Source organism: Pseudoxanthomonas kaohsiungensis (assembly GCF_010211765.1).
Lineage (GTDB): Bacteria > Pseudomonadota > Gammaproteobacteria > Xanthomonadales > Xanthomonadaceae > Pseudoxanthomonas > Pseudoxanthomonas kaohsiungensis.
The window spans coordinates 146,244-171,186 of the sequence record NZ_PDWO01000003.1; the positions used below are offsets into that span (position 1 = coordinate 146,244).

Consider the following 24,943-nt stretch of genomic DNA (forward strand, 5'->3'; position numbering starts at 1 on the left):
GCCATTGTCTGAAGCCTGCGCCGAACGTGCAATGGCACGTCCGCGGACGCCAAAAACTACGAGTAGTGGGGATCGTCGCACCATGGATATCGGCTATTTCCTGAAGCTGATGACCGAGAAGAACGCCTCGGACATGTTCCTGACCACCGGCGCGCCGGTGTACATCAAGATCGAAGGCAAGCTCTATCCGCTCGGCAACACCGGCCTGCCCGCGGGCATGGTCAAGAAGATCGCCTACTCGCTGATGGACGAGGGCCAGGTGCCGCAGTTCGAACGCGAACTCGAGCTCAACATGGCGATCGCGCTGCCCGATTCCGGCCGCTTCCGCGTTAACGTGTTCAAGCAGCGCGGCGAGGTCGGCATGGTGATCCGCGCGATCCGCAGCGTGATCCCCAGCATCGAGGACCTCAACCTGCCCGAGGTGCTGAAGGACATCATCATGACCCCGCGCGGCCTGGTGCTGCTGGTCGGTTCCACCGGCTCGGGCAAGTCGACCTCGCTGGCCTCGATGATCGACTACCGCAACAGCAACACCACCGGGCACATCCTCACCATCGAGGACCCGATCGAGTACCTGCACCGGCACAAGAAGTCGATCGTCAACCAGCGCGAGGTCGGCCTTGACACCCACGCCTTCCACAACGCGCTGAAGAACGCGATGCGCGAGGCGCCGGACGTGATCCTGATCGGCGAGATCCTCGACGCGACGACGATGGAGGCGGCGATCGCCTTCGCCGAGACCGGCCACCTGTGCCTGGCGACGCTGCATTCCAACAATGCCGACCAGACCATCGAGCGCATCCTCAACTTCTTCCCCGAGAGCGCGCACAAGAACGTGCTGATGAACCTGGCGCTGAACCTGCGCGCGGTGGTCTCGCTGCGCCTGGTCAAGGGCCTGGACGAGCGCCGGATCCCGGCGACCGAGGTGCTGATCAACACGCCGATGATCCGCGACCTGCTGCGGCGCGGCCAGGTGCACGAGATCAAGGCGGCGATGGAAGGCTCGCTCGAGGAAGGCATGCACACCTTCGACCAGTGCCTGTTCCGGATGGTCAAGCAGGGCCGCATCGAGCAGGAGGAAGCGCTGCGCGCAGCCGACTCGCGCGACGGCCTGGCGTTGAAGTTCCGCCTGTCCGAAGGCGCGAGCGAGGAGCACGATCCCTATGCGGACGTGACCACCCCGCCGGCCACGCCGACGATCACGCACGGCTTCGTATAGAGGGGCGATACCGGCGGATGCATGCCACGCCTCGCGTGCCCGCAGCGGCGGCCGCGCGGGTTTTCCCTGTAGGAGCCCATCCTCATGGGCGACCCGATACCGTCGGCACAGGCGGCGTTCCCATGATTTTGGCGCCCGGTCGCCCATGAGGATGGGCTCCTACACAGGGGCGGTCAGGCGCCTGTCGGGGCGTCGGGCTGCGTTTCGGGCGCCGCCGCCTTGAATGCCGGCAGCGCCAGGCAGGCCTGCTCGATGCGGGCCAGGGTCGGCCAAGGCCCCAGGTCCAACCCGAAGCGGCGCGCGTTGTAGAGCTGCGGCACCAAGCAGCAGTCGGCCAGGCCGGGGACATCGCCATGGCAGAAGGCGCCGGTGGCCGGGTCGTCGGCGACCAGCGCCTCGAACGCCGCCAGGCCCTCGACGATCCAGTGCCGCACCCATTCGTCGCGCTCGGCCTGCGGGACGTTCCACTGCCGCTCGAAGAACTGCAGCACGCGCAGGTTGTTGAGCGGGTGGATGTCGCAGGCCACCAGCTGCGCCAGCGCACGCACCCGGCCGCGCTCGCGCGCGGTGCCCGGCAGCAGCGGCGGCGCTTCAGGCCAGGCCTCTTCCAGGTATTCGATGATCGCCAGGGACTGGCGGATCGCGCGCCGGCCATGCAGCAGCACGGGTACCAGCTGCTGCGGATTGATCTCGACGTAGCCGGCCGCGTGCTGTTGGCCGCCGTCCTTGAGCAGGTGCACCGGGCGGGTATCGAACGCCAGCGACTTCAACGCAAGCGCGATGCGCACCCGGTAGGCCGCGCTGGAGCGCCAGTACGAATACAGGTGCAGGCTGTCGTCGATTGTCGGATGGTCCACCGCACGCCTCCCAGCGACCGGGCCGTCGCAAGATAGCGCGGCCCGTTTCCTACGCCATGGCCGCCGGTCGCGGCCGCGGCACCGCCCGCCGGCTCAGCCCTGTCCGGGTAGCGGCTGGCGCTCGACCCGCTGCTCGATCGCGCCGAACAGGCTGCGGCCTTCGCGGTCGAGCATCTCGATCCGCACGGTGTCGCCGAACTTCATGAAGGGCGTGCTCGGCTTGCCGTCGCGCAGGGCCTCGACGGTACGCTGCTCGGCGAAGCACGAGGCGCCGCGGGACACGTCCTGGTTGGCGATCGTGCCGGAGCCGACGATCGTGCCGGCGGCCAGCGGGCGGGTCTTCGCGGCGTGGGCGACGAGCTGGGCGAAGTCGAACTGCATGTCTTCGCCGGCCTCCGGTGCGCCGAACCACTTGCCGTTGATGTGGGTCAACAGCGGCAGGTGCAGCTTGTTGCCCCGCCAGGCCTCGCCCAGATCGTCCGGGGTGACGAACACCGGCGACAGCGCCGAACGCGGCTTGGACTGCAGGAAGCCGAAGCCCTTGGCCAGCTCGGCCGGGATCAGGTTGCGCAGGGAGACGTCGTTGACCAGCCCGACCAGCTGGATGTGGCCGGCGGCCTGCTCCGGCGTGACCGCCATCGGCACGTCGTCGGTGACCACCACGATCTCCGCCTCCAGATCGATGCCGTGGTCCTCGCTGGTCACGCGCACGGGGTCGCGCGGGCCATAGAAGCCGGCGCTGGTGGCCTGGTACATCAGCGGATCGGTGTAGAAGCTCTCCGGCACCTCGGCGCCGCGGGCGCGGCGGACGCGCTCCACATGCGGCAGGTAGGCGCTGCCGTCGACGAATTCGTAGGCGCGCGGCAGCGGCGCGGCCAACGCGGCCGGATCCAGCGCGAAAGCATCGGCGGCGTCGCCGGCTTCCAGCGCCGCGGCCAGGGCGTTGAGTCGCGGCGCGGCCCGCTGCCAGTCGTCCAAGGCCTGCTGCAGGGTCGCGGCGATGCCGGGGGCGCGCACCGCGCGGGACAGGTCGCGCGAAACCACGACCAGGGTGCCGTCGCGGCCGCCTTCCTTGAGGGAACCAAGCTTCATGGCGACGCGCTCTCCTGCAGGGCTGGGCTGGCGATTGTACGGATTCGCCTCCTTGGTTTCATTGGAAAACATCGCGGCGCGACCGATCCACCGACGGATCCCGGTGGCGGGGGCCCAACCTGAACGGGATCTCCGGCACGGCCCCCATTCATCGCGTAGAATCCGCGGCCTGATTGCCAGCGGCCGTCCGTTTCCCTCCGGGACCGGCAGCGCCGGGTCACTCCGGCGTCCGCCCCACTCCGACGCCATTCGCAGGCCATCGGGCCGGTCCATCCGGCCGTACACCCTCTCGCAGCGCGGTTCACGGGAACGCTCCGAGCCACCAGATCGAACAACGATCCGCCCGCCGACACCTGTCCGCGGGCTGTTGCCATGGAGCTTTCCAAGATGTCCTTCGAGTCGCTGGGCCTGGCGCCCTTCCTCCTGCGTGCCCTGTCCGAACAGGGTTACGAGACCCCCACCCCGATCCAGCAGCAGGCGATCCCGCTGGCGCTGGCCGGCCACGACCTGCTGGCCGGCGCGCAGACCGGTACCGGCAAGACCGCCGCGTTCGGCCTGCCGCTGCTGCAGCACCTGGGCACGGCCCCGCAGGCCGTCGGCCATGGCCCGCGCAAGCCGCGCGCGCTGGTCCTGACCCCGACCCGCGAACTGGCCACCCAGGTGCACGACAGCCTGCGCGGCTACGGCAAGCACCTGCGCATCCCCAGCGCCGTGATCTACGGCGGCGTGGGCATGGGCAACCAGCTCGACACCCTGCGCCGTGGCGTCGACCTGGTCATCGCCTGCCCGGGCCGCCTGATCGACCACATCGAGCGTCGCAGCGTCGACCTGTCCGGGATCGAGATCCTGGTGCTGGACGAGGCCGACCGCATGCTCGACATGGGCTTCCTGCCGTCGATCAAGCGCATCCTGGCCAAGCTGCCCAAGCAGAACCGGCAGACCCTGCTGTTCTCGGCGACCTTCCCGGACAGCATCAAGCAGCTGGCGATGGAATTCATGCGCCATCCGCGCGAGGTGCAGGTCACCCCGCAGAACACCGTGGCCGAGAAGATCGCCCACCGCGTGCACCCGGTCGATGGCGGCCGCAAGCGCGAGCTGCTGCTGCACCTGCTGGCGCAGGACGCGCGCGTGCAGACCCTGGTGTTCGCCCGGACCAAGCACGGCAGCGACAAGCTGGCCACCTTCATCGAGAAGGCCGGGATCCAGACCGCTGCGATCCACGGCAACAAGAGCCAGGGCCAGCGCATGCGCGCACTGAGCGACTTCAAGGCAGGCAAGGTCAAGGTGCTGGTCGCCACCGACATCGCCGCGCGCGGCATCGACATCGACCAGCTGCCGCGGGTAATCAACTTCGACCTGCCGATGGTGGCCGAGGACTACGTGCACCGGATCGGCCGCACCGGCCGCAATGGTTCCACCGGCGAGGCGATCTCGCTGGTCGCCCAGGACGAGGCCAAGCTGCTGCGGGCGATCGTGCGCATGCTCAACCGCGACATGGACATCCGCGACGTGCCGGGCTTCGAACCGCAGGTGCCGATCCGCTGGGGCAACAGCGCGCCGGGCAAGGCCGAGATCCCCGGCGGCGAGCGCGCGCCGCGCAAGCCGGGCGGTGGCCGCGGACGGCGTCCGCACGGCGGCGGCGACGGCCAGCGCCATGCGCATGCCGGCGCCAAGACGCACGGCGGCCCGCGCGAAGGCGCACGCAAGCCGGCCGACGGCCGCCGTCGCGGCGGCGGTGGCCCGCGCCGCGACGCGCAGCGCTGATACCGTCATGCCCCGGGCCGGACGACTTGCGTCCGGCCCGGTAGAACCGCCCCCGCCTGCACCCGAGCCACCGGACCACGCCATGGACATCTTCAAGGTCTTCACCCTGGAAGCGGCCCACCGCCTGCCCCACGTCCCCGCCGGGCACAAGTGCGCGCGCCTGCACGGGCATTCGTTCCGGGTGGAAATCCACGTCTCCGGGGACGTCGACCCGCACACCGGCTGGGTGATGGACTTCGCCGAGATCAAGGCCGCGTTCAAGCCGCTCTACGAGCAGCTGGACCACCACTACCTCAACGACATCGATGGCCTGGACAACCCCACCAGCGAGCGCCTGGCCGCGTGGATCTGGGAGCGGCTCAAGCCCGCCGTGCCGCTGCTGAGCGAAGTCGTCGTCCACGAGACCTGCACCTCGGGCTGCCGCTACCGCGGCTGAGACCTGCTGCATCGCCCTGGGGCCTGTTCAGGGGCCTTCCCACGCCCCGCCGCGCCCTGTTCGCGCCCCCCAGGTGCGTCTTCGGGGCGCACCCCGCCCCGGATCCGTGCGCTGACGGGTGCCGTATGGGCACAAGCCACCGTCTATCTGCCTGATTTATCGAACCTTGCTGAAGGATCGAAAGAATCTTGCCGAAAGTTGTTGCATTGCAACAAAAGAGGGTCTATGCTGCATCGCACCATAGAGGCAAATCCGTAACGGAGTCCGCCATGTCCTACCAGTTCAACGACCAGTTCAGCGCCTACACCCACCAGTTCGCCGCGGTCGCCGCGCGCATGAACCGGCTGGCCCTGGAGAACGCCGAGACCATGTTCGGCGTGCAGCTGCGCACGCTCGAGAAGAACGTCGACGCCACCACCAGCTTCCTCGGCGAGCTCGTCGAAGCGCGTGACCTGGAGTCGTACAAGACCCTGGTGCCGAAGGGCCTGCAGGTGGCCCGCGACAACGCCGAGCGCGTCGCCGCCGCCGGCCAGGAAGTGTTCGGCCTCACCCTGAAGACCTCCGAAGTGCTCGGCCAGCTGGCCAAGAGCCAGTTCGAGGCCGCCACCGAGCAGGCCCAGGCCACCGTGGCCAAGGTCGCCAAGGCGACCAAGCGCTAAGCCGACCGCTTCAACGCTCCAAGTTCTACGAAATTTGCGCGGATCCCTCCCTCCGCGCAGACCCAGGCCCGGCAGCTCCCTCCCGCTGCCGGGCCTTTTTTTGTCCGCGAATCACGCCACGGCCGGCCACGGCACGGGTAGCCCGCGGCGGATGCGCCTCCGCGGCTACGGCGGCAGCACGATCCGCGAGGCCAGGACCGCGGGATCGGGATCGCGTACCGGCGGCAGGTCGCCCAGACGCGGCACGCCGAGTCGCGCGTCGAGCAACGCCAGGTTTTCCTCCCGGCACGCCATGTCCGGATCCACCCCGCTGGCGATCCAGCCCACCAGCTCGCAGCCGTCGGCGGCGATCGCCGCGGCGGTCAGGCGGGCATGGTTGAGGCACCCCAGCCGCATCCCCACCACCAGCACCACCGGCAGGTGCAGCGCGCGCACCAGGTCGGCCTGGTCGATCGTGGCGGCCAGTGGCGCGGCCCAACCGCCGACGCCCTCGACCACCACCGCGTCGGCCTGCGCCTGCAGGCGCGCGTAGGCGGCCAGGATCGGTTCCAGGCCCACCTGCACGCCGGCCGCCCGCGCGGCCAGCTCCGGCGCCAGCGGTTCGGGCAGGGCGAACGGGTTGAGGTCGGCATAGGCGGGGCGCGGCTGGCTCGCCTGCCAGAGCGCCAGCGCATCGGCATTGCGCCATCCTTCGGCTGTGCGTTCGCAACCGCTGGCGACCGGCTTCATGCCCACGGCCCGCAGGCCGCGCGCGCGCAGCGCATGCAACAGCGTGCAGCTGGCCAGGGTCTTGCCCGCCCCGGTATCGGTGCCGGTCACGAACACGCTACGCATTGGCGGCTCCCTCGGCCTCCACGCGGCGCCGCGCACGTCGCCGGCCCAAGACGTGCACCAGCCCGGTCAGGGAGAGCAGGAAATACAGGGTGCCGGGGATCGCCACCTGCCACGGCACCGCATCCTCCGGCAGGCCGATGGCCACCAGTGCCGAGAGCATGCCGACCGCGCAGAAGTAACCGTACGCGGCGACTTCGCCCATCGCGTCGGCGGCCCGGTCCGCATCCAGCGCCAGCTGCCGGCGCCGGCGCCAGGCCAGCAGGTACAACCCACCCATGCACGCCGACATCGAGGCGAAGGCCAGCCCGTAGAACACGAACACGAACGCGATCTGGGGCGCGCCGGCGACGTCGGATAGCGGCATCGGCAACCAGCCGGCCGTGATCCAGGCGAAGAAGGTGCCCAGCAACAGGCGCAGCGGATAGACGTACACCAGCACCAGGAACACCAGCAGCAGGCTCAGCAGCGTGGCCAGCATGCCGTCGAGGCGGTAGTGGCGGCTCCAGCGCACGTGCGCATACCAGAACAGCGCCAGCAGCGCGAAGCCGGCGGCGAACGCGGGGACCTGCTTGAGCGCCAGCACCAGCGCGCGCACGCTGTCGGGGACCCGGTCGGCGGAAATCACCAGCAGGGTCACGGCGAAGGCGAAGGCGGCATCGACGAACGCCTCCAGCCGCGTGGCGCCTCCTCCGCGCCATCCGGCGGGGGGCGTGGCCTGTTGGTCCATGCATCGCTCCTGGTGATCGGGCGCAATCATAAATCCGGCATTGCGCCGCCGCGACGGGCGTCCGCGCCCTCGACCGGCATGGGGGTAGAATCGGCCGCATGTCCTTTTCCGCCATCCCCCTGGCCGGCAGCAAGCCGGACCAGTACGCACAGTTGCTCGAGCAGGCATGCGGCCTGATGCACGGCGAGCGCGACCGGGTCGCCAACGCCGCCAACCTGTCGGCGCTGGTGTTTCATGCGCTGCCGCAATTGAACTGGGTCGGCTTCTATTTCTACGACGGCGCCGAGCTGGTGGTCGGGCCGTTTCAGGGCCTGCCGGCGTGCATCCGCATCCCGCTGGACAAGGGCGTGTGCGGTGCCGCCGCGAGCAGTCGCCAGACCCAGCGGGTAGCCGACGTCCACGCCTTCCCCGGGCATATCGCCTGCGACTCGGCCTCGCGCTCGGAACTGGTGGTGCCGCTGCTGGACGGCGACCGCCTGGTCGGGGTGTTCGACGTCGACAGCCCGGTGGCGGACCGCTTCGACGCCGACGACCAGCGAGGCCTGGAAGCGATCGCCGCCGCCTTCGTCGAGTCGCTGCGTTGAGCACCGCCGAGCTGCGCAACATCGGACCCAAGAGCGCGGCCTGGCTGCGCCAGGTCGGCCTGCGCAGCGCGCAGGACCTGGTGGCGGTGGGCGCCGTGCAGGCCTTCCTCAAGGTCAAGCGCGCCGGCTTCAAGCCCAGCCTCAACCTGCTGTACGCGCTGGAAGGCGCGCTGCTGGACTGCCATTGGCACGACGTGCCCGAACCGCGCCGGCAGCAGTTGCTGGCCGAGCTGGAGACCGCCAGCGCCGCCCTGCTGCCCCCTCGTGGCCGCCCGGTCGGCGGGCCGGTGACCACCGCGTTCTATGGTGACCACGGCGAAGGCGCCGAAGCAGCCGCGGGCGCGGAAGCGCCCCCCGCCGAAGACGACGGCGGCAACCGCTTCACCTGAGCGGCGACCTGTAGGAGCCCATCTTCATGGGCGACCCCATGCCGTCGGCACAGGCGACGCTTCGCATCCACCGGCGCCCGGTCGCCCATGAAGATGGGCTCCTACAAGGACGGCGACGCCAGGGCCCGGAATGCATGGGAAATCCGGTGGCTTCGACCGGCAGGGGAGCGGGCGGGCACCCTTGAACGGCGCTGGGGCGGCGTCTAGTCCTGGCGGCACAGGCCTCATCCGATCGCATACAATCCACCGCCTGCAAGGTGACCCTCTGCGCGGACGCGGGGAGGGTTGAAACGGGAAGCCGGTGCGTCTTCGGGTGCGAACCTCGACAAGGCCGGCGCTGCCCCCGCAACGGTAAGCGACCGCAACGCGCGACATCCGCCACTGTGCCCTGCACGGGAAGGCGTCGCCGCTGGAATCCGGCAATCCAAGCCGGATTCCCGATCGCAAGCCCGGAGACCGGCCTTGCAGAACCCAGGTTGCGATGCGGAGGGCGTCGCGGCGTGCCGACGCCGCTTGGCGCCTGTCCGCTCCCGTGCATCCTCCTGTCGCGACTCCCCACACGGGCGCCGGGTGCGGCGCCACGCACGCATGGAGTTGCACGATGACGTTCCGCCCGCTGACCACCGCCGTCGCCCTGGCGCTGGCCCTGCCCCTGCTCGCCCCCGGCACGGCCCTTGCCGCCGACCCGGCCACCGACCTGGACGAGGTGCTGGTCACCGCGACCCGGACCCAGATCGCATTGCGCGACAGCCTGTCACCGGCCCAGGTGATCGGACGCGCCGAGATCGAGCGCAGCCAGGCGTCCTCGCTGCAGCAGCTGCTGGCCGGCCGCGCCGGCATCAACCTGACCAACACCGGCGGGCTGGGCAAGCAGACCTCGCTGTTCCTGCGCGGCGCCGGCTCCAACCAGCTGCTGGTCCTGGTCGACGGCGTCCGCATCGGCTCGGCCACCGCCGGCCTGCCGGCGCTGCAGGACCTGCCGGTCGAACAGATCGAGCGGATCGAGATCGTGCGCGGCCCGCATTCGAGCCTGTACGGCGCCGACGCGATCGGCGGCGTGATCCAGATCTTCACCCGCCGCCACACCGGCGGACTGAAGCCACGCGCGATGGCCGGCCTCGGCAGCAACCACCTGCGCGAAGCCAGCGCCGGCCTGGGCCTGGGCGGCGAGCGCGGCTGGTTCGGCGCCGACGTCGCCTTCCTGCGCACCGACGGCATCAACGCCTGCGAGGGCACCGCCGCCGGCTGGGGCGCCGGCTGCTTCGCCGACGAGCCTGATCGCGACGGCTACCGCAACCGCTCGGCCAGCCTGCGCGGCGGCGGCAGGCTCGGTGATGCCTGGACGCTGGAAGGCAGCGCACTGCGCGCCGAAGGCTACAACCACTACGATGGCAGCCGGGCCAACTACTCCGAGACCGTCCAGCAGGTGTTCTCCGGCAAGCTGCGCTTCGCGCCGTCGGCCGCAGGTTCGCTCCAGGCCACCGTGGGCCGCAGCTATGACGATTCGGACGACTATGGCGCCACCGGCTTCGTCGGCGGACTGGAAACCCGCCGCGACCAGGCCGCGCTGCAGGGCGACTTCATCCTGCGCGAAGGCCAGGCACTGACCGCCGGCGTGGACTGGCTGGATGACCACATCACCGGCAGCACCGCCTACGACGTGGACAGCCGCGACAACACCGGCGTGTTCGCCGAGTACCAGGGCCGCTTCGGCGCGCAGCAGCTACAGGCCGGCCTGCGTAACGACGACAACGAGCAGTTCGGCAGCCATACCACCGGCAACCTCGGTTGGGGCTGGCACTTCGATGGCGGCATGCTGCTGTCGACCCGATACTCCACCGGCTTCCGCGCCCCGAGCTTCAACGACCTGTACTACCCGTACTACGGCAACCCCGAACTGCAGCCGGAAGAGTCGAAGAGCCTCAACATCGGCCTGTCCGGGGAGCTGCAGGCCTGGCGCTGGACGCTGGACGTGTTCGAGAACCGCGTCGACGACCTGATCAGCTTCGACTCGGCGACTTTCCTGCCCGGCAACATCGACACCGCGCGCCTGCGTGGCGGCGAGTTGACCGTGGGCACGACGCTGGCCGGCTGGGACCTGGCCGCGCAGTACAGCCACGTCGATCCGCGCAACCGCTCCGAAGGCGCCAACCGCGGCAACCTGCTGCCGCGGCGCGCGCGCGACACCGGCCGCATCGACCTGGACCGCGATTTCGGCGATTTCGCCTTCGGCACCACGCTCAACGCTGCCGGCAGCCGCTATGACGACGCAGCCAACCTGGTCCGCGTGGGCGGCTACGCGACCCTGGACCTGCGCTTCGAGTACGCGTTGGGCAGCGACTGGACCGTGCTTGCGCGGGTGACCAACCTGTTCGACCGCGACTACCAGCTGGTGGACTGGTACGCCCAGCCCGGCCGGGAGTACGGGCTGAGCGTGCGCTGGCAGCCGCGCGGCTGAAGTCCCGTAGGAGCCCGGCTTGCCGGCGACGCGACGTCGCCAGCACCGGGGATCCCGCCTGCGGGCCGCGGGCGCGGATCGCGGGCGCGCCTCCACGGACGCATGTCCGGTCTCCCCGGCTCCTGCCCAGCCGCATACGCCGCCACCGCTGCGCCGTACCCCGGCGCAGCGGTGCGGGAACGCATCATCCCGCCGGTGGCCACGGCCGCGTGCCGCCGGTTGCCTAGACTGGCCGGGCCGTTCCCCACGGATACCCGACCCATGCCGACCAGCCGCGCCCTAGTGGCCTCCAACGACGCGCCGCGCCTGCTGCGCACCCTGAGCAACCACTGGCGACACAAGTTCGACGTGCGCCGCGACAGCGACACGCACGCCCACATCCCCTTCGCCGAAGCCGCCGGCGCGGACTTCGAAGTCGCCGGCGACGCCCTGCTGATCAAGCTCGTCCACGACGACGGCGCCGGCATGGCGCGGTTGCGCGAGGTCGTCGAATCGCACCTGCAGCGCTTCGCCCGCGACGAGACGCTGGAATTCAACTGGCAGGCGTGATCGGATTGATCCGGCCCCGTTCCACCAGGAGCTGGCGGACGCGGGACGCGGCCTCGTGCCGGCGCACCCGTCAAGGCGGCACGGCACTTTCCTTGTAGGAGCCGATTCATCGGCGACCCGAGGTCTTCGCGAAAATACGGGCCTCGCCTGTGCGGTGGCCCCGGGTCGCCGATAAGGATCGGCTCCTACCGCAGCGCGGCGTCGAACAGGTCGGCCTGCGGCGCGGCCTCGTCCGGGTCCCGGAACCCGGACAGGCCGACGCCGACGAGCCGGTAGCGCGTCGACGCCGGCAGGTTGACGCGATCACGCAGCGCCAGTGCGATCCCGGCCAGCGCCTGCGCCGAATCCGGCGGCGTGTCCGGGGTCAGGCTCCGGGTCAGGATGCGGAACTGCGCGGTCTTGAGCTTGAGCACCACCGTGCGCGCAACCCGTCCGGTCTTGCGCGACGCCTGCCAGGTCTTCTCGGCCAGTTGCCGGATCGCCGGCTCCAGCGCGTCCAGCGGCAGGTCCTGGGCGAAGGTGTCCTCGGCCGAGACCGACTGCACCGGCTGGTCCGGCTCGACCGGGCGTTCGTCGATGCCGCGCGCGCGCCGGTACAGCGCGGCGCCGAAGCTGCCGAAACGCCCCTGCAGTTCTTCCAGTGCCAGCGCGCGCAGGTCGCCGACGGTGGCGATCCCCAGCGCCTCGAGCTTGCCCTGCATCACCTTGCCCACCCCGGGAATGCGCCCGACCGGCAGCGGCGTCAGGAACGCCTCGACCTGGTGCGGGCGGACCACGAACAGGCCATCGGGCTTGTTCCAGTCCGAGGCGATCTTGGCCAGGAACTTGTTCGGCGCCACGCCGGCCGAGGCGGTCAGCGAAGTTTCCTCGCGGATCCGCGCGCGGATCGCCTCGGCCACCGCGGTGGCGCTGGCCAGCCGGGATTTCGGCGCGGTCACGTCGAGGTAGGCCTCGTCCAGCGACAGCGGTTCGACCAGGTCGGTGTGGGCGAGCATGATCTCGCGCACCTGGCGCGACACCGCCTTGTAGCGCACGAAATCCGGCGGCACGAACACCGCATCTGGGCACAGCCGCTCGGCGCGCAGGGCCGGCATCGCCGAGCGCACGCCGTATCGGCGCGCCTCGTAGGACGCCGCGCAGACCACCGAACGGGCGCCGCGCCAGGCCACGACCACCGGCCGCCCGCGCAGCGAGGGATCGTCGCGCTGCTCCACCGAGGCGTAGAACGCATCCATGTCGACATGGATGATCTTGCGTGGCGCAGGCGGGGTTTCGGCGATCATGCCTGCCCATTGTGCGACCTGGCGCGCCCGCGGGAGACCCCTGCGTGCGCAGGAGCCCGTGGCCGGCAGCACGCGCGCCCGCGGGACACGATGCCGCCCCCGTGCTGGCGCCGGTTCGCGGGCGAGCCCGGCTCCTTCGAAGCACCCCGCTGGCGCGTGGCTGGCTGGCGAAGCCAAGGTCGGCAGCCAGATCGCCGGGCCTGCGGTATGGGGCCGAAGGGGCGAGCGGCGGATCGACGACGCGCCGTCGCGGAGGAGCCCGGCCCGCAAAGCTGCTCGCCGCCACCGGGAACACACGCCGGCGTATGTCCAAGCATTTGATTGAAACAGGGTTTCTCGGGCACGATTTGATGCTTTTCCGCTCCGGACCCCCCATGACTCGCGCTTCCTCGTTCACCCGCGAACAGCTGGTCGCCAGCGGTCGCGGTGAACTGTTCGCCTCCGGCGACGCCCGCCTGCCCGCCGACCCGATGCTGATGTTCGACCGCATCGTCGAGATCAACGACGACGGCGGCAAGTACGGCAAGGGCTTCATCCGCGCCGAACTCGACATCCGCCCGGACCTGTGGTTCTTCCAGTGCCACTTCATCGGCGACCCGGTGATGCCCGGCTGCCTGGGCCTGGACGCGATGTGGCAGCTGGTCGGCTTCTACCTGACCTGGCTGGGCGCGCCCGGCCGCGGCCGCGCGCTGGGCTGCGGCGAGGTCAAGTTCACCGGCCAGGTGCTGCCCAAGGCAAAGCTGGTCACCTACGAGATCGACATCAGCCGGGTCATCAACCGCAAGCTGGTAATGGCCCAGGGCGACGCGCGCATGCTGGTCGACGGTCGCGAGATCTACACCGCCAAGGACCTGCGCGTGGGCCTGTTCACCTCGACCGAGGACTTCTGAGCATGCGCCGCATCGCCATCACCGGCATGGGCATCGCTTCGTGCCTGGGCAACGACCTCGACACGGTTTCGGCCTCGCTGCGCGAAGGCCGCTCCGGCATCCGCTTCCTGCCCGACCACGCCGAACGCGGCCTGCGCAGCCAGGTCGGCGGCGCGGTGGAGCTGGACCTGGACGCAGCCATCGACCGCAAGCTCAAGCGCTTCATGAGCGACGCGGCCGCCTACAGCTACGTGTCCATGCGCGACGCGATCGCCGACGCGGGCCTGGATGAGGCCAAGGTCAGCCATCCGCGCACGGGCCTGATCGCCGGTTCCGGCGGCGGCTCCAGCCGCTGGCAGGTCGAAACCGCCGACCTGCTGCGCGAGCGCGGCGTGCGCAAGGTCGGCCCGTACATGGTGCCGCGCACGATGTGCTCGACCGTGTCGGCCAACCTGGCCACCGCATTCAAGATAAAGGGACTGAGCTACTCGATCAGCGCGGCCTGCGCGACCTCGGCGCACTGCATCGGCGCTGCGGCAGACCTGATCCGCCACGGCGCCCAGGACATCGTCTTCGCCGGAGGTGGCGAGGACCTGGACTGGACCATGAGCGTGATGTTCGACGCGATGGGCGCGCTGTCGACGGGGTTCAACGACCGGCCGCAGCAGGCTTCGCGTCCGTACGACGCCGATCGCGACGGCTTCGTCATCGCCGGCGGCGGCGGCATGCTGGTGCTGGAGGACTGGGACCATGCGATCGCGCGCGGCGCGCGCATCCATGCCGAGCTGGTCGGCTACGGCGTGACCTCCGACGGCGCCGACATGGTCGCCCCGTCCGGCGAAGGCGCGGTGCGCTGCATGCACATGGCGCTGGAAGGCGTGCGTGGCCGCAAGGTCGACTACCTCAACACCCACGGCACCTCGACGCCGCTGGGCGACGTCACCGAGCTGCAGGCGGTGCGGGAGGTGTTCGGCGAGGCGTTGCCGCCGCTGTCGTCGACCAAGGCGTTGTCGGGCCATTCGCTCGGCGCGGCCAGCGTGCACGAGGCGATCTACTGCCTGCTGATGATGCGCGACGGCTTCATCGCCGGCTCGGCCAACATCGACAAGCTGGACGAGCGCGCCGAAGGCTTCCCGATCGTGCGCGAGAGCCGGGACGCACGGCTGGACCTGGTCGCGTCCAACAGCTTCGGCTTCGGCGGCACCAACAGCACGCTGGTGTTCGCGCGACCCTGATCGCGGGAACAGGGCCAGGAACAGGAACGGGAAGCCCGGCGCGAGCCGGGCTTCCTGCTTTCAGGGAGCAGCGGGGCAAGCCCCGCTCTACGAGAGCGCGCCGGTCCTTGGCGCGTGCCCGACAGGTTTCGTGGTGCATCTGGCCAGCGCCGTTCCGGCCAACATACCGCCCCCCGTAGAGCGGGGCTTGCCCCGCTGCTTCGCTCGGCTGTCCAGTTGCCCCGCTTCCGCTACCCGCAGCCTCAGGCCGTCATGCCGCTGTGTCGCAGCAGCGCATCGATGCTCGGCGCGCGGCCGCGGAAGGCGGTGAAGTTCTCCAGCGCGCTGCGGCTGCCGCCGCGCGACAGCACCTCGGCCAGGAAGCGGGCGCCGGTCTGCGCCAGCTGGTCCGGCGCCTCCTCGAAGGCGGCGTAGGCATCGGCGCTGAGCACTTCGGCCCACTTGTAGCTGTAGTAGCCGGCCGCATAGCCGCCGGCGAAGATGTGGCTGAACTGGTGCGGGAAGCGGTGCCAGGCCGGCGCCCGGTTCACCGCCACCTCGTCGCGCACGCGTTCGAGCAGCTGCAGCACGCTGTCCTGCGCCGGGTCGAAGCGGCTGTGCAGCTCCATGTCGAACAGGGCGAACTCGAGCTGGCGCACCGTGAACATGCCGCTCTGGAAGTTCCTCGCCGCCAGCATTTTCCCGAACAGTTCGCGCGGCAGCGGCTCGCCGCTGTCCACGTGCGCGGTCATCGCCCGCACGCGGTCCCACTCCCAGCAGAAGTTCTCCATGAACTGGCTGGGCAGCTCCACGGCGTCCCACTCCACGCCGTTGATCCCGGCCACCGGCAGGTCGCCGATCGCGGTCAGCAGCTGGTGCAGGCCGTGGCCCATCTCGTGGAACAGGGTGGTGACCTCGTTGTGGGTGAAGGTGGCCGGCTTGCCGTCCACGCCCTTGCCGAAGTTGCAGACCAGGTACACCAGCGGGGTCTGCACCCCATCGGCGCCGGCGCGCCGGTTGCGGCAGTCGTCCATCCAGGCGCCACCGCGCTTGCCCTCGCGCGCGTACAGGTCCAGGTAGAACTGGCCGACCAGGCGGCCACCGGCATCCTCGACCCGGAAGAAGCGCACGTCCTCGTGCCACGCCGGCGCGGAGTCCGGCACCACCGTCACCCCGTAAAGCGACTCGATCACGCCGAACAGGCCGGCCAGTACGCCCGGCTCGGTGAAGTAACGCTTCACCTCCTGCTCCGAGTAGCTGTAGCGCGCCTGCTTGAGCTTCTCGCTGGCATAGCCCAGGTCCCAGGGCTCGAGCACGGCCAGCCCCAGTTCGTCGCGGGCGAAGGCCTCCAGCTCGGCCCGGTCGCGGTGCGCGAACGGCAGCGCGCGACTGGCCAGGTCGCGCAGGAACGCCAGCACCTCGCCCGGCGACTGCGCCATCTTGGTGGCCAGCGAGTACTCGGCGTAGCTGGCGAAGCCCAGCAGCGCCGCCAGTTCCGCGCGCAGTGCGAGGATGCGGTCGATGAGGCCGCTGTTGTCCAGCTCGGCCGGACCGGCCTCGGAGGCGCGCACGCCGTTGGCGCGGTACAGCGCTTCGCGCAGCCCGCGGTCCTCGGCATAGGCCTGCACCGGCAGGTAGCACGGCATCTGCAGGGTCAGCTTCCAGCCGGGGCGGCCATCCTTCTGCGCCGCGGCGCGGGCGGCGGCGACCACCTCCGGCGGCAGGCCGGCCAGGCGGGCCTCGTCTTCCACGTAGAGCCCGAACGCGTCCGTCGCGTCGAGCACGTTCTGGGAGAATTTCGCCGAAAGCGCGGCCAGCTCCTCCTGCGCCGCCGAAAAGCGCGCCTTGGCGGCGTCATCGAGCTCGGCGCCGCCCAGGCGGAAATCGCGCAGCGCGTTGTCCACCACCTTGCGGCGTGCCGCGTCATAGGTGGCGTACTCGGGCGAGGCCGCCAGCGCCTTGTACTGCGCGTACAGCGCCAGGTTCTGGCCCAGCGCGCTGCCGAACCGGGTCACCTTCGGCAGGTTGGCGTTGTAGGCCTCGCGCAGCTCGGGCGTGTTGACCACGGCCTGCAGGTGTCCGACCTGGCCCCACGCGCGCCACAGCCGCTCGGTGGCATCCTCCAGCGGGGTGACGAACGTGGTCCAGGTCACCGGCGCCACCCGCTCGGCGGCAGCCACGGCGGCCTCCGCCTGGGCCAGCAGCGTGTCGATGGCCGGCCCGATGTGGTCGGGCCGGATCGCGTCGAAACGTGGCAGGCCGGAGAAATCGAGCAGCGGGTTGTCGTGCATGGGGGCGGACCGTGTCGGAGTCATCCGACTAGATGCGCGCGGTGGCGGTGAAAATCAACCCGCGCCTCCACACCCTCGGTTCGGCCGGCGGACGGGGATCGACACTCAAGCGGCAGGATCGGCCCGCATCGGGGTTGCGTGCAGGAGCCGGTTCATCGACGACGCGGACGTCCGGGCAATGCGGACGCCGCCCGTGCCGACGGCGTCGGGTCGCCGATGAATCGGCTCCTACAAAAAATCACGCGCGCCGCAGGTCAGAGCTCGCCGCAGGCCGGCAGGTCGGCCAGCGGTGCGCCCGCCACCGCCTCGGCGATGGCGCGGTCGGCGCCGTCCACGTCGATGCCGTGGCGCGCGTACCACGCCGGGTCGTAATAGCTGTGCGCGTAGCGCGCGCCGCTGTCGCACAGGATGCTGACGATCGAACCGTCCTGGCCCGCTTCGCGCATGGCCTGGGCCGCGCGCAGCACGCCGACGAAGTTGGTCCCGGTGGAGCCGCCCACCCGCCGCCCCAGCACCGCGCCGACGTGGCGCATCGCCGCCAGGCTCAGCGCATCGGGCACCTTGACCATCGCGTCCACGCAGCCGGCGATGAAGCTGCGCTCCACCCCGGGCCGGCCGATGCCCTCGATCCGCGAGCCGCCGGCGATGGCCAGCGCCGGATCGGGGCGACCGTCGCGGCAGGACATGTAGTAGTCGTAGAACACCGACGTCTGCGGATCGGCGCAGAGCACGCGCGTGTCATGCCGCCGGTAGCGCACGTAGCGGCCCAGCGTCGCGCCGGTGCCGCCGGTGCCCGGGCCGCACACGATCCACGCCGGCACCGGGTGCGGCTCCTCGGCCATCTGCTTGAAGATCGACTCGGCGATGTTGTTGTTGGCGCGCCAGTCGGTGGCCCGCTCGGCGTAGGTGAACTGGTCCATGAAGTGGCCACCGACCTCGCGCGCCAGCCGCTCGGATTCGGCGTTGAGTCCGCATGCGCTCTCGACCAGGTGGCAGCGGCCGCCCTGGAACTCGATCGCCGCGATCTTCTCCGGCGAGGTCGATGCCGGCATCACCGCGATGAACGGCAGCCCCAGCAGGCGCGCGAAGTACGCTTCCGACACCGCGGTCGACCCGCTGGAGGCCTCCACCACCGTGCTGCCCTCGCGCAACCAGCCGTTGGCCAGCGCATACAGGAACAGCGAGCGCGCCAGCCGGTGCTTGAGGCTGCCGGTCGGATGGCTGGACTCGTCCTTCAGGTAGACATCGATGCCCGGATAGCCCGGCAGCGGCAGCGGGATCAGGTGGGTGTCGGCCGACCGGTTGAAGTCGGCCTCGATCTTGTGGATGGCGGCGGCCACCCAGGCGCGCTGGGACATGGCGGGGACTGCGGGAGAACAGGCGACGATTCTAACGATCCGGCGCCCCGCGATCCGTGCCGCCGTGCCCGCCATCGGCAGGAGGGGCTGCGGACGGCGGCACATCGGCCGGCGGATCTCCTGCTGCGACCAACAGGAAAGCGAGCAGGCACCGCGTAAGCAACAGGCGCATGGGCTCTTCCCGGGCGGCGTTGCCGGGAGTCTACGACAGCCGCATTGCCCGCCGCCCCGGCCAATGCAGGCCGTATATTGGCCCCGGGGACCACGCCTACGGGGAAGCAACATGCACCAGGACGTCGCCGCTCCCGCTACAGCTTCCTCGCCGCCCGGCCCGCTCGCGCGCCTCCGGCGCGCGCTGCTGGCCGCGCCTGCCAACACGGGGCTGGTGGCGGCCACGCTGTTCTTCGCCGCCTCGCTGACACCCAGCCTGACCCCCCGCATCACCGTTGCGCAGGCGGTGTTGTCGGGCCTGTGCCTGGCCGCCGGCTATGGCCTCGGGGTAATGCTGCGCTGGCTGTGGGGCTACCTGGAGATTCCGGTGGCTGGCCATGCCGGCGCCCCGCGCCGGCGCCGCATCGTGCTGGCCGCCTGCGCGGTCCTGGCTGCGGTCGCCCTGTGGCGCAGCCAGCATTGGGAGAACATCGTCCGCGCGCTCATGGGCCTGGAGCCGGCCGGTCCGGCGCGGATCGTGGGCGTGGCCGCCGGCGCGATCGTCGTCGCCGTGCTGGTGGTCGTGGTCGGACGCATGGCGCTGCTGGCGGTCAGGGCGATCGTCGGCCTGGTGGAGCGAAGGGTGCCGCGCCGGATCGCGCGCGTGGCGGGCGCCATAGGCGGCGTGATGCTGCTGGTCGGCCTGGCCAACGGCGTGGTGTTCGCCGCGCTGCTGGACATGCTCGACGCCTCCTACCGGCAGGCCGATGCGCTGATCCCGCCGGACATGCCGCCGCCGACCGCGGCCGACAGCCCGGGCAGCGCGCAATCGCTGGTGGCCTGGGACCAGCTGGGCCGCATGGGTCGTCGCTACGTCGATGCCCGGCCCACCGCCGCCGACATCGCCGCCTTCGCCGGGCCGTCGGCGAAGGCGCCGCTGCGCGTGTACGCCGGCCTGCCCACCGGCGACACCCCCGAAGCGCGGGCGAAGCTGGCGCTGGAAGAGCTCAAGCGCGTCGGCGGCTTCGAGCGCAAGGCGCTGATCCTGATCACCCCCACCGGCACCGGCTGGGTCGACCCGTCCGGCATCGACGGCATCGAGTACCTCTACCGCGGCGACGTCGCGTCGGTGGCGGTCCAGTACTCGTACCTGTCCAGCCCCCTGACCCTGTTCCTGGATCCGGACACCGGCGGAGTGACCGCACGCGCGCTGTTCCGCGAGGTCTATGGCCACTGGCGCACGCTGCCGCGCGAGCGCCGGCCCAAGCTTCTCCTGCACGGGTTGAGCCTGGGCGCGCTCAACTCGGAGCGTTCGTTCGAGTTGTTCGAGCTGCTGGGGGACCCGTTCGACGGTGCGGTGTGGAGCGGCCCCCCGTTTGCCGCCGCCAGGTGGGCCTCGCTCACCGCTGCGCGCAACCCCGGGACGCCGGTGTGGCTGCCGCAGTTCCGCGATGGCGCCTTCGTGCGCTTCATGAACCAGGATGGCAGCCCGACGCCGGCTGAAACCCCATGGGGCCCGATGCGCCTGGTCTACCTGCAGTACGGCAGCGATGCGGTGACGTTCTTCGACCGCAACGGTTTCTTCCGCGAGCCGGAACTGCTGCACCGGCCGCGGCCGCCCGACGTGTCGCCGGCGATGCGCTGGTATCCGGTGGTGACGATGATGCAGATGGCGATGGACACCTCCCTGTCGATGAGCGCGCCGATGGGCTTCGGGCACGTGTATGCGCCCTCGCACTACATCGATGCCTGGCTGGAGGCCACCGGCATCGACGACTGGTCGCCGGCCGAGGTGGAGCGGCTGCAGCGCTTCCTGGACGAGCGCCGCGCCCAGGAGCTTTCGAAGACCGGCGAGGAGGTGGACGGCTGAAGCCACGCGCCGGGATCGGCGCGTGGCTGCGTCGGGAAGGGTCGTGCGCCACGCCCCGGGACTGCGTTGCCGCCACGCCGGCCCGGGGGCAGCGCGGCCAGGGCCGCGCAGCGTTACTCGACCGTCACCGACTTGGCCAGGTTGCGCGGCTTGTCCACGTCGGTGCCGCGCGCCAGGGCCGTGTGGTAGGCCAGCATCTGCACCGGGATGGTGTGGATCACCGGACTGAGCACGCCGGCATGGCGCGGCGTGCGGATCACGTGCACGCCTTCGGACTCGCTGAAGTGGCTGTCCTGGTCGGCGAACACGAAAAGCTCGCCGCCGCGCGCGCGCACTTCCTGCATGTTGGACTTGACCTTCTCCAGCAGGCGGTCGTTGGGGGCGATCACCACCACCGGCATTTCCGCGTCCACCAGCGCCAGCGGTCCATGCTTGAGTTCGCCGGCCGGATAGGCCTCGGCATGGATGTAGGAGATTTCCTTGAGCTTGAGCGCGCCTTCCAGCGCGATCGGGTAATGCAGCCCGCGGCCGAGGAACAGCGCGTTGTGCTTGCCGGCGAAGCGCTCGGCCCAGGCCTGGATCTGCGGCTCCAGGTTCAGCGCGTGCTGCACGCTGCCGGGCAGGTGGCGCAACTGCTCGACGTAGTCGGCCTCCTGCTCCGCAGACACCCGGCCATGCAGCTTGCCCAGTACCACGGTCAGCTGGAACAGCGCGGCCAGCTGGGTGGTGAAGGCCTTGGTCGAGGCCACGCCGATCTCGGCCCCGGCGCGGGTGTAGCAGACCAGTTCGCTGGCGCGCGGGATCGCGCTTTCGGGCACGTTGCAGATCGACAGGGTGTGGCGATGGCCCAGCGACTTGGCGTACTTCAACGCCTCCATCGTGTCCAGGGTCTCGCCCGACTGGGAAATGGTGACGATCAGGTGGCGCGGGTCGGCATACGCGTCGCGGTAGCGGTACTCGCTGGCGATCTCCACGCTGCACGGAAGGCCGGCGATCGCCTCGATCCAGTAGCGCGCGGTCAGGCCGGCGTAGTAGCTGGTCCCGCAGGCCAGGATCTGCACGCCGGTCACCTCGCGCAGCACCGCGCCGGCCTTCGCGCCGAACAGCTCCGGCTCGAACCCGCCGGCGTCGATCGCCGCCTCGATGGTGTCGGCGAGGGCGCGCGGCTGCTCGTGGATCTCCTTCTGCATGAAGTGCCGGTACGGGCCCAGTTCCAGCGAAGCCAGCGACACGTCGGAAAGATGCACCTCGCGCTCGACCGGCCGGTCGTCGCCGTCGAACACGCGCACCGCGCCGCGGGTCAGCTCGGCGGTGTCGCCTTCCTCCAGGAAGATCACCCGGCGGGTGGCCTGGATGATGGCCGAGACGTCCGAGGCGACGAAGTTCTCGCCCTCGCCCAGGCCCACCAGCAGCGGGCAGCCCATGCGCGCGCAGACCAGCCGCTCCGGCTCGCTGCGGCTGAGCACGGCCAGCGCGTAGGCACCGGTCAGCTCCTTCACCGCCGCCTGCAGCGCGGCGAGCAGGTCCTTGCCGCCGGCCATGTGGTGGTGGATCAGGTGGGCGATGACCTCGGTATCGGTCTGCGACTCGAACACGTACCCCAGCGATGCCAGGCGCTCGCGCTGGGCCTCGTGGTTCTCGATGATGCCGTTGTGGACCAGCGCCAGGTTGCCGTGGCTGATGTGCGGATGGGCGTTGGCCTCGGTCACCCCGCCATGGGTCGCCCAGCGGGTGTGGCCGATGCCGAGCACGCCGCGGAAGCCTTCGGCCACCGCCGCCTGCTCCATCTCGGCCACCCGGCCGGTGCGGCGCACCCGGCGCACGCTGGCGGCGTCGGCCACCGCAATCCCCGAGGAGTCGTAGCCCCGGTACTCCAGCCGCTTCAGGCCCTCGACCAGGACCGGGACCACATCGCGATCGGCGATCGCGCCAACGATTCCGCACATGCCGGCATCCACCAGGAAACAAGCCCGCGATTCTAGCGGACCCGGTCCTGCCGCTGTCCGCCGCATGTCTTGCCCGGTCCGGGTGGCGTTCACCGGCTGTCCGCCGGCGGCCGGAGTGTCCGCGAGTGTCCGCTGGACGTGGCGGACACTCGCGGCCAACCTGCAATTACTTTCAACTCAACAACTTACGGTTGGCACGCGGTGTGCGTTGTTGTTCCACGACTCCATCCATCCGCCTCCCATCGATGATCCCCGACACCTCTGCCCAGGACCGCCCCCTCTCCGCCGCCCGACCGGAACGCCCGGCTTGGCGCCGCTGGCTGTGGCCGGCCGTGGCCGCCGTGCCGGTGCTGGCCCTGCTGGCCTGGGTCGTAGCCGGCTGGGGCGCCGGGTCGCGCTCCTACGACGCCTCCCGGATCCGCATCGCCGAAGTCACCCGCGGCGACCTGGTCCGCGACATCTCGGCCGACGGCCGGGTCATCACCGCCAACAGCCCGACCCTGTACGCCATCGCCGGCGGCACGGTCAGCCTGAAGGTGGTGGCCGGCGACGCGGTCAAGCAGGGCCAGGTGCTGGCGGTGATCGACAGCCCGGAGCTGCGCAGCAAGCTGGTCCAGGAGGAGTCGACGCTGGCCAGCATGGAGGCCGAGGCCAGCCGCGCCCAGCTGGACGCGCAGATCGCCCAGCTCAACGCGCGCCGCGCCCTGGACCAGGCCGAGATCGACCACACCGCCGCCCAGCGCGACCTGGAGCGCTACGAGCGCGGCCATGCCGGCGGCGCGGTCTCCAACATCGAACTGGCCAGCGCCCGTGACGAACTGAAGAAGGCCGACATCGGCCTGCAGACCGCGCGTCGCGACGCCGGCCTGCAGGGCCAGGGCGCGGCGCTGGACGCGCGCAACAAGCGCCTGCTGGCCGACCGCCAGAAGGCGGTGGCCGCCGAACTGCAGCGCCAGGTCGAAGCGCTGACCCTGCGCGCGCCGTTCGACGGCCAGGTCGGCCAGGTGCAGATCTCGCAGGGCACCAACGTGGCGATCAACGCGCCGATCCTGAGCGTGGTCGACCTGAGCGAGTTCGAGGTCGAGATCCGCGTGCCGGAAAGCTTCGCCCGCGACCTGGGCATCGGCGTGCCGGCGCAGGTCACCAGCCAGGGCCGGCCGTTCCCGGCCAAGGTCTCGGCGGTGTCGCCGGAAGTGGTCAACGGCGAGGTCACCGCGCGCCTGCGCTTCGACGAGGGCCAGCAGCCGCCGGGCCTGCGCCAGAACCAGCGCCTGTCGGCGCGGATCGTGCTCGACACCCGCAAGGACGTGCTGATGGTCGAGCGCGGCCCGTTCGTCGAGCAGGAAGGCGGCCGCTTCGCCTGGGTGGTCGAAGGACGCAGCGCCGTGCGCCGCCCGGTGCAGACCGGCGTCAGCAGCCTGGGTTACGTGGAGATCGTCTCCGGCGCCAAGGAAGGCGACCGCATCGTGGTCTCCGGCAGCGACCAGTTCGGCGACGCCGAACGCGTGGCGGTCAATTGACAAAGGGCCGGGATCGGCAATCCGGGATCGGGGACTGGTAAAGCCCAGGACCGCAGTCCCTCCGCCTCCCGCGCCCGCTTCTGCTTCCGCTCCATCGAATCCCCCATCCCGAACCTCCAATCCCCAGAAAGAAGGAACTCCGCCATGCTGGAAATGCGCCAGGTCTCCAAGATCTACCGGACCGCGATGGTCGAAACCCACGCACTGCGCTCGCTCGACCTGCACGTGCGCGAGGGCGAGTTCGTCGCCGTTACCGGACCGTCCGGCTCGGGCAAGACCACGTTCCTCAACATCGCCGGCCTGCTGGAGACCTTCACCGAAGGCGACTACCTCCTCGACGGCGAGAACGTGCGCGGCATGTCCGACGACGCCCGCAGCCGCCTGCGCAACCACAAGATCGGGTTCATCTTCCAGGGCTTCAACCTGATCCCGGACCTGAACCTGTTCGACAACGTGGACGTGCCGCTGCGCTACCGTGGCCTGCCCTCGGCCGACCGCAAGGCGCGGATCGAGAAGGCGCTGGCCCAGGTCGGTCTGGCCTCGCGCATGCGGCACTTCCCGGCCGAGCTGTCCGGCGGCCAGCAGCAGCGCGTGGCGATCGCCCGGGCGCTCGCCGGCGAGCCCAAGCTGCTGCTCGCCGACGAACCCACCGGCAACCTCGACTCGCAGATGGCGCGCGGGGTGATGGAGCTGCTCGAGCAGATCAATGCCGACGGCACCACCATCGTGATGGTCACCCACGACCCGGAACTGGCCGCGCGCGCGCAACGCAACGTGCACATCGTCGACGGCGTGGCCACCGACCTGTCGGTCGAGCCGAACCTGGCCCGCCTGGCGCGCAACGACGCCGCGTCCAACGCCACCGCCTGAGGAG

21 protein-coding genes and 1 riboswitch are annotated in these 24,943 nt (G+C 70.6%); of the genes, 13 read left to right on the forward strand and 8 right to left on the reverse strand.

What is annotated here, in order from left to right; genetic code table 11:
* Window positions 1–82: 82 nt before the first annotated feature.
* Window positions 83–1,219, forward strand: coding sequence for a PilT/PilU family type 4a pilus ATPase (locus CSC66_RS04945; protein WP_162376282.1), 1,137 nt, complete (start codon window positions 83–85; stop codon window positions 1,217–1,219).
* A gap of 173 nt (window positions 1,220–1,392) precedes the next feature.
* Here the strand turns inward: CSC66_RS04945 and maiA are convergent, their stop codons facing one another.
* The gene (maiA, locus tag CSC66_RS04950; protein WP_162376421.1) at window positions 1,393–2,061 is read right to left on the reverse strand and encodes a maleylacetoacetate isomerase; all 669 of its coding nucleotides are present in this window, start codon (window positions 2,059–2,061) and stop codon (window positions 1,393–1,395) included.
* A gap of 108 nt (window positions 2,062–2,169) precedes the next feature.
* A complete protein-coding gene (locus CSC66_RS04955) occupies window positions 2,170–3,168 on the reverse strand; it encodes a fumarylacetoacetate hydrolase family protein (RefSeq protein ID WP_162376283.1) in 999 nt (332 codons plus the stop codon).
* A gap of 387 nt (window positions 3,169–3,555) precedes the next feature.
* Between CSC66_RS04955 and CSC66_RS04960 the strand changes: the two genes are divergently transcribed.
* The 3 genes from CSC66_RS04960 to CSC66_RS04970 all read left to right on the forward strand — a co-directional run bounded on the left by CSC66_RS04960 (window position 3,556) and on the right by CSC66_RS04970 (window position 6,027).
* A complete protein-coding gene (locus CSC66_RS04960; RefSeq protein ID WP_162376422.1) occupies window positions 3,556–4,932 on the forward strand; it encodes a DEAD/DEAH box helicase in 1,377 nt (458 codons plus the stop codon).
* Between the two features lie 82 nt (window positions 4,933–5,014).
* The gene (gene queD, locus CSC66_RS04965) at window positions 5,015–5,368 is read left to right on the forward strand and encodes a 6-carboxytetrahydropterin synthase QueD (RefSeq protein ID WP_162376284.1); all 354 of its coding nucleotides are present in this window, start codon (window positions 5,015–5,017) and stop codon (window positions 5,366–5,368) included.
* Window positions 5,369–5,637: 269 nt separating this feature from the next.
* The gene (locus CSC66_RS04970; RefSeq protein ID WP_162376285.1) at window positions 5,638–6,027 is read left to right on the forward strand and encodes a phasin family protein; all 390 of its coding nucleotides are present in this window, start codon (window positions 5,638–5,640) and stop codon (window positions 6,025–6,027) included.
* A 165-nt stretch (window positions 6,028–6,192) separates the two neighbouring features.
* On the opposite strand, the gene bioD is transcribed toward CSC66_RS04970, so the two are convergent.
* Window positions 6,193–6,861, reverse strand: coding sequence for a dethiobiotin synthase (gene bioD / locus CSC66_RS04975; protein ID WP_162376286.1), 669 nt, complete (start codon window positions 6,859–6,861; stop codon window positions 6,193–6,195).
* Entirely contained in the window at window positions 6,854–7,588 is a 735-nt protein-coding gene (locus tag CSC66_RS04980) for a TMEM175 family protein (RefSeq protein WP_162376287.1), read from the reverse strand. The genes bioD and CSC66_RS04980 overlap by 8 nt, the downstream gene beginning before the upstream one ends.
* A gap of 98 nt (window positions 7,589–7,686) precedes the next feature.
* Here CSC66_RS04980 and CSC66_RS04985 point away from each other — a divergent pair, with 98 nt between their 5' ends.
* The 4 genes from CSC66_RS04985 to CSC66_RS05000 all read left to right on the forward strand — a co-directional run bounded on the left by CSC66_RS04985 (window position 7,687) and on the right by CSC66_RS05000 (window position 11,568).
* Entirely contained in the window at window positions 7,687–8,172 is a 486-nt protein-coding gene (locus CSC66_RS04985) for a GAF domain-containing protein (protein ID WP_162376288.1), read from the forward strand.
* Window positions 8,169–8,561 (forward strand): TfoX/Sxy family protein, encoded by a 393-nt coding sequence (locus CSC66_RS04990; protein ID WP_162376289.1) that lies wholly within the window; start codon window positions 8,169–8,171, stop codon window positions 8,559–8,561. The genes CSC66_RS04985 and CSC66_RS04990 overlap by 4 nt, the downstream gene beginning before the upstream one ends.
* Before the next feature lie 238 nt (window positions 8,562–8,799).
* Window positions 8,800–9,040: riboswitch (cobalamin riboswitch) on the forward strand.
* A 122-nt stretch (window positions 9,041–9,162) separates the two neighbouring features.
* Window positions 9,163–11,019, forward strand: a complete 1,857-nt coding sequence (btuB, locus tag CSC66_RS04995) for a TonB-dependent vitamin B12 receptor (RefSeq protein ID WP_162376290.1) — start codon at window positions 9,163–9,165, stop codon at window positions 11,017–11,019.
* Between the two features lie 261 nt (window positions 11,020–11,280).
* On the forward strand, window positions 11,281–11,568 hold the full coding sequence (locus CSC66_RS05000; protein ID WP_162376291.1) for a DUF2218 domain-containing protein: 288 nt from the start codon (window positions 11,281–11,283) through the stop codon (window positions 11,566–11,568).
* Window positions 11,569–11,753: 185 nt separating this feature from the next.
* Here CSC66_RS05000 and dinB read toward each other — a convergent pair whose 3' ends face one another.
* The gene (dinB, locus tag CSC66_RS05005) at window positions 11,754–12,851 is read right to left on the reverse strand and encodes a DNA polymerase IV (RefSeq protein ID WP_162376292.1); all 1,098 of its coding nucleotides are present in this window, start codon (window positions 12,849–12,851) and stop codon (window positions 11,754–11,756) included.
* Window positions 12,852–13,225: 374 nt separating this feature from the next.
* On the opposite strand from dinB, the gene fabA reads away from it, so the two are divergent.
* Window positions 13,226–13,741: a 3-hydroxyacyl-[acyl-carrier-protein] dehydratase FabA gene (gene fabA, locus CSC66_RS05010; RefSeq protein WP_162376293.1), complete on the forward strand. Its 516-nt coding sequence runs from the start codon at window positions 13,226–13,228 to the stop codon at window positions 13,739–13,741.
* Window positions 13,742–13,743: 2 nt separating this feature from the next.
* Entirely contained in the window at window positions 13,744–14,955 is a 1,212-nt protein-coding gene (gene fabB / locus CSC66_RS05015) for a beta-ketoacyl-ACP synthase I (RefSeq protein ID WP_162376294.1), read from the forward strand.
* A gap of 242 nt (window positions 14,956–15,197) precedes the next feature.
* Here the strand turns inward: fabB and CSC66_RS05020 are convergent, their stop codons facing one another.
* Window positions 15,198–17,225, reverse strand: coding sequence for a M3 family metallopeptidase (locus tag CSC66_RS05020; protein WP_162376295.1), 2,028 nt, complete (start codon window positions 17,223–17,225; stop codon window positions 15,198–15,200).
* A 254-nt stretch (window positions 17,226–17,479) separates the two neighbouring features.
* Window positions 17,480–18,583 (reverse strand): PLP-dependent cysteine synthase family protein, encoded by a 1,104-nt coding sequence (locus tag CSC66_RS05025; protein ID WP_162376296.1) that lies wholly within the window; start codon window positions 18,581–18,583, stop codon window positions 17,480–17,482.
* 283 nt (window positions 18,584–18,866) lie between these two features.
* Here CSC66_RS05025 and CSC66_RS05030 point away from each other — a divergent pair, with 283 nt between their 5' ends.
* The gene (locus tag CSC66_RS05030; protein WP_162376297.1) at window positions 18,867–20,603 is read left to right on the forward strand and encodes an alpha/beta hydrolase; all 1,737 of its coding nucleotides are present in this window, start codon (window positions 18,867–18,869) and stop codon (window positions 20,601–20,603) included.
* Window positions 20,604–20,716: 113 nt separating this feature from the next.
* On the opposite strand, the gene glmS is transcribed toward CSC66_RS05030, so the two are convergent.
* Window positions 20,717–22,549, reverse strand: coding sequence for a glutamine--fructose-6-phosphate transaminase (isomerizing) (gene glmS, locus CSC66_RS05035; protein ID WP_162376298.1), 1,833 nt, complete (start codon window positions 22,547–22,549; stop codon window positions 20,717–20,719).
* Between the two features lie 245 nt (window positions 22,550–22,794).
* Here glmS and CSC66_RS05040 point away from each other — a divergent pair, with 245 nt between their 5' ends.
* Both CSC66_RS05040 and CSC66_RS05045 read left to right on the forward strand, forming a co-directional pair.
* Entirely contained in the window at window positions 22,795–24,069 is a 1,275-nt protein-coding gene (locus tag CSC66_RS05040; protein WP_162376299.1) for an efflux RND transporter periplasmic adaptor subunit, read from the forward strand.
* 144 nt (window positions 24,070–24,213) lie between these two features.
* Window positions 24,214–24,939, forward strand: coding sequence for an ABC transporter ATP-binding protein (locus tag CSC66_RS05045; protein WP_162376300.1), 726 nt, complete (start codon window positions 24,214–24,216; stop codon window positions 24,937–24,939).
* The last annotated feature ends 4 nt before the right edge of the window (window positions 24,940–24,943 follow it).

Coding starts and splice junctions, on each gene's coding strand:
- CSC66_RS04945 (WP_162376282.1), top strand. CDS start 83: ATGGATATCGGCTATTTCCTGAAGCTGATGACCGAGAAGAACGCCTCG.
- CSC66_RS04955 (WP_162376283.1), bottom strand. CDS start 3,168: ATGAAGCTTGGTTCCCTCAAGGAAGGCGGCCGCGACGGCACCCTGGTC.
- CSC66_RS04960 (WP_162376422.1), top strand. CDS start 3,556: ATGTCCTTCGAGTCGCTGGGCCTGGCGCCCTTCCTCCTGCGTGCCCTG.
- queD (WP_162376284.1), top strand. CDS start 5,015: ATGGACATCTTCAAGGTCTTCACCCTGGAAGCGGCCCACCGCCTGCCC.
- CSC66_RS04970 (WP_162376285.1), top strand. CDS start 5,638: ATGTCCTACCAGTTCAACGACCAGTTCAGCGCCTACACCCACCAGTTC.
- bioD (WP_162376286.1), bottom strand. CDS start 6,861: ATGCGTAGCGTGTTCGTGACCGGCACCGATACCGGGGCGGGCAAGACC.
- CSC66_RS04980 (WP_162376287.1), bottom strand. CDS start 7,588: ATGGACCAACAGGCCACGCCCCCCGCCGGATGGCGCGGAGGAGGCGCC.
- CSC66_RS04985 (WP_162376288.1), top strand. CDS start 7,687: ATGTCCTTTTCCGCCATCCCCCTGGCCGGCAGCAAGCCGGACCAGTAC.
- btuB (WP_162376290.1), top strand. CDS start 9,163: ATGACGTTCCGCCCGCTGACCACCGCCGTCGCCCTGGCGCTGGCCCTG.
- CSC66_RS05000 (WP_162376291.1), top strand. CDS start 11,281: ATGCCGACCAGCCGCGCCCTAGTGGCCTCCAACGACGCGCCGCGCCTG.
- dinB (WP_162376292.1), bottom strand. CDS start 12,851: ATGATCGCCGAAACCCCGCCTGCGCCACGCAAGATCATCCATGTCGAC.
- fabA (WP_162376293.1), top strand. CDS start 13,226: ATGACTCGCGCTTCCTCGTTCACCCGCGAACAGCTGGTCGCCAGCGGT.
- fabB (WP_162376294.1), top strand. CDS start 13,744: ATGCGCCGCATCGCCATCACCGGCATGGGCATCGCTTCGTGCCTGGGC.
- CSC66_RS05020 (WP_162376295.1), bottom strand. CDS start 17,225: ATGCACGACAACCCGCTGCTCGATTTCTCCGGCCTGCCACGTTTCGAC.
- CSC66_RS05025 (WP_162376296.1), bottom strand. CDS start 18,583: ATGTCCCAGCGCGCCTGGGTGGCCGCCGCCATCCACAAGATCGAGGCC.
- CSC66_RS05030 (WP_162376297.1), top strand. CDS start 18,867: ATGCACCAGGACGTCGCCGCTCCCGCTACAGCTTCCTCGCCGCCCGGC.
- glmS (WP_162376298.1), bottom strand. CDS start 22,549: ATGTGCGGAATCGTTGGCGCGATCGCCGATCGCGATGTGGTCCCGGTC.
- CSC66_RS05040 (WP_162376299.1), top strand. CDS start 22,795: ATGATCCCCGACACCTCTGCCCAGGACCGCCCCCTCTCCGCCGCCCGA.
- CSC66_RS05045 (WP_162376300.1), top strand. CDS start 24,214: ATGCTGGAAATGCGCCAGGTCTCCAAGATCTACCGGACCGCGATGGTC.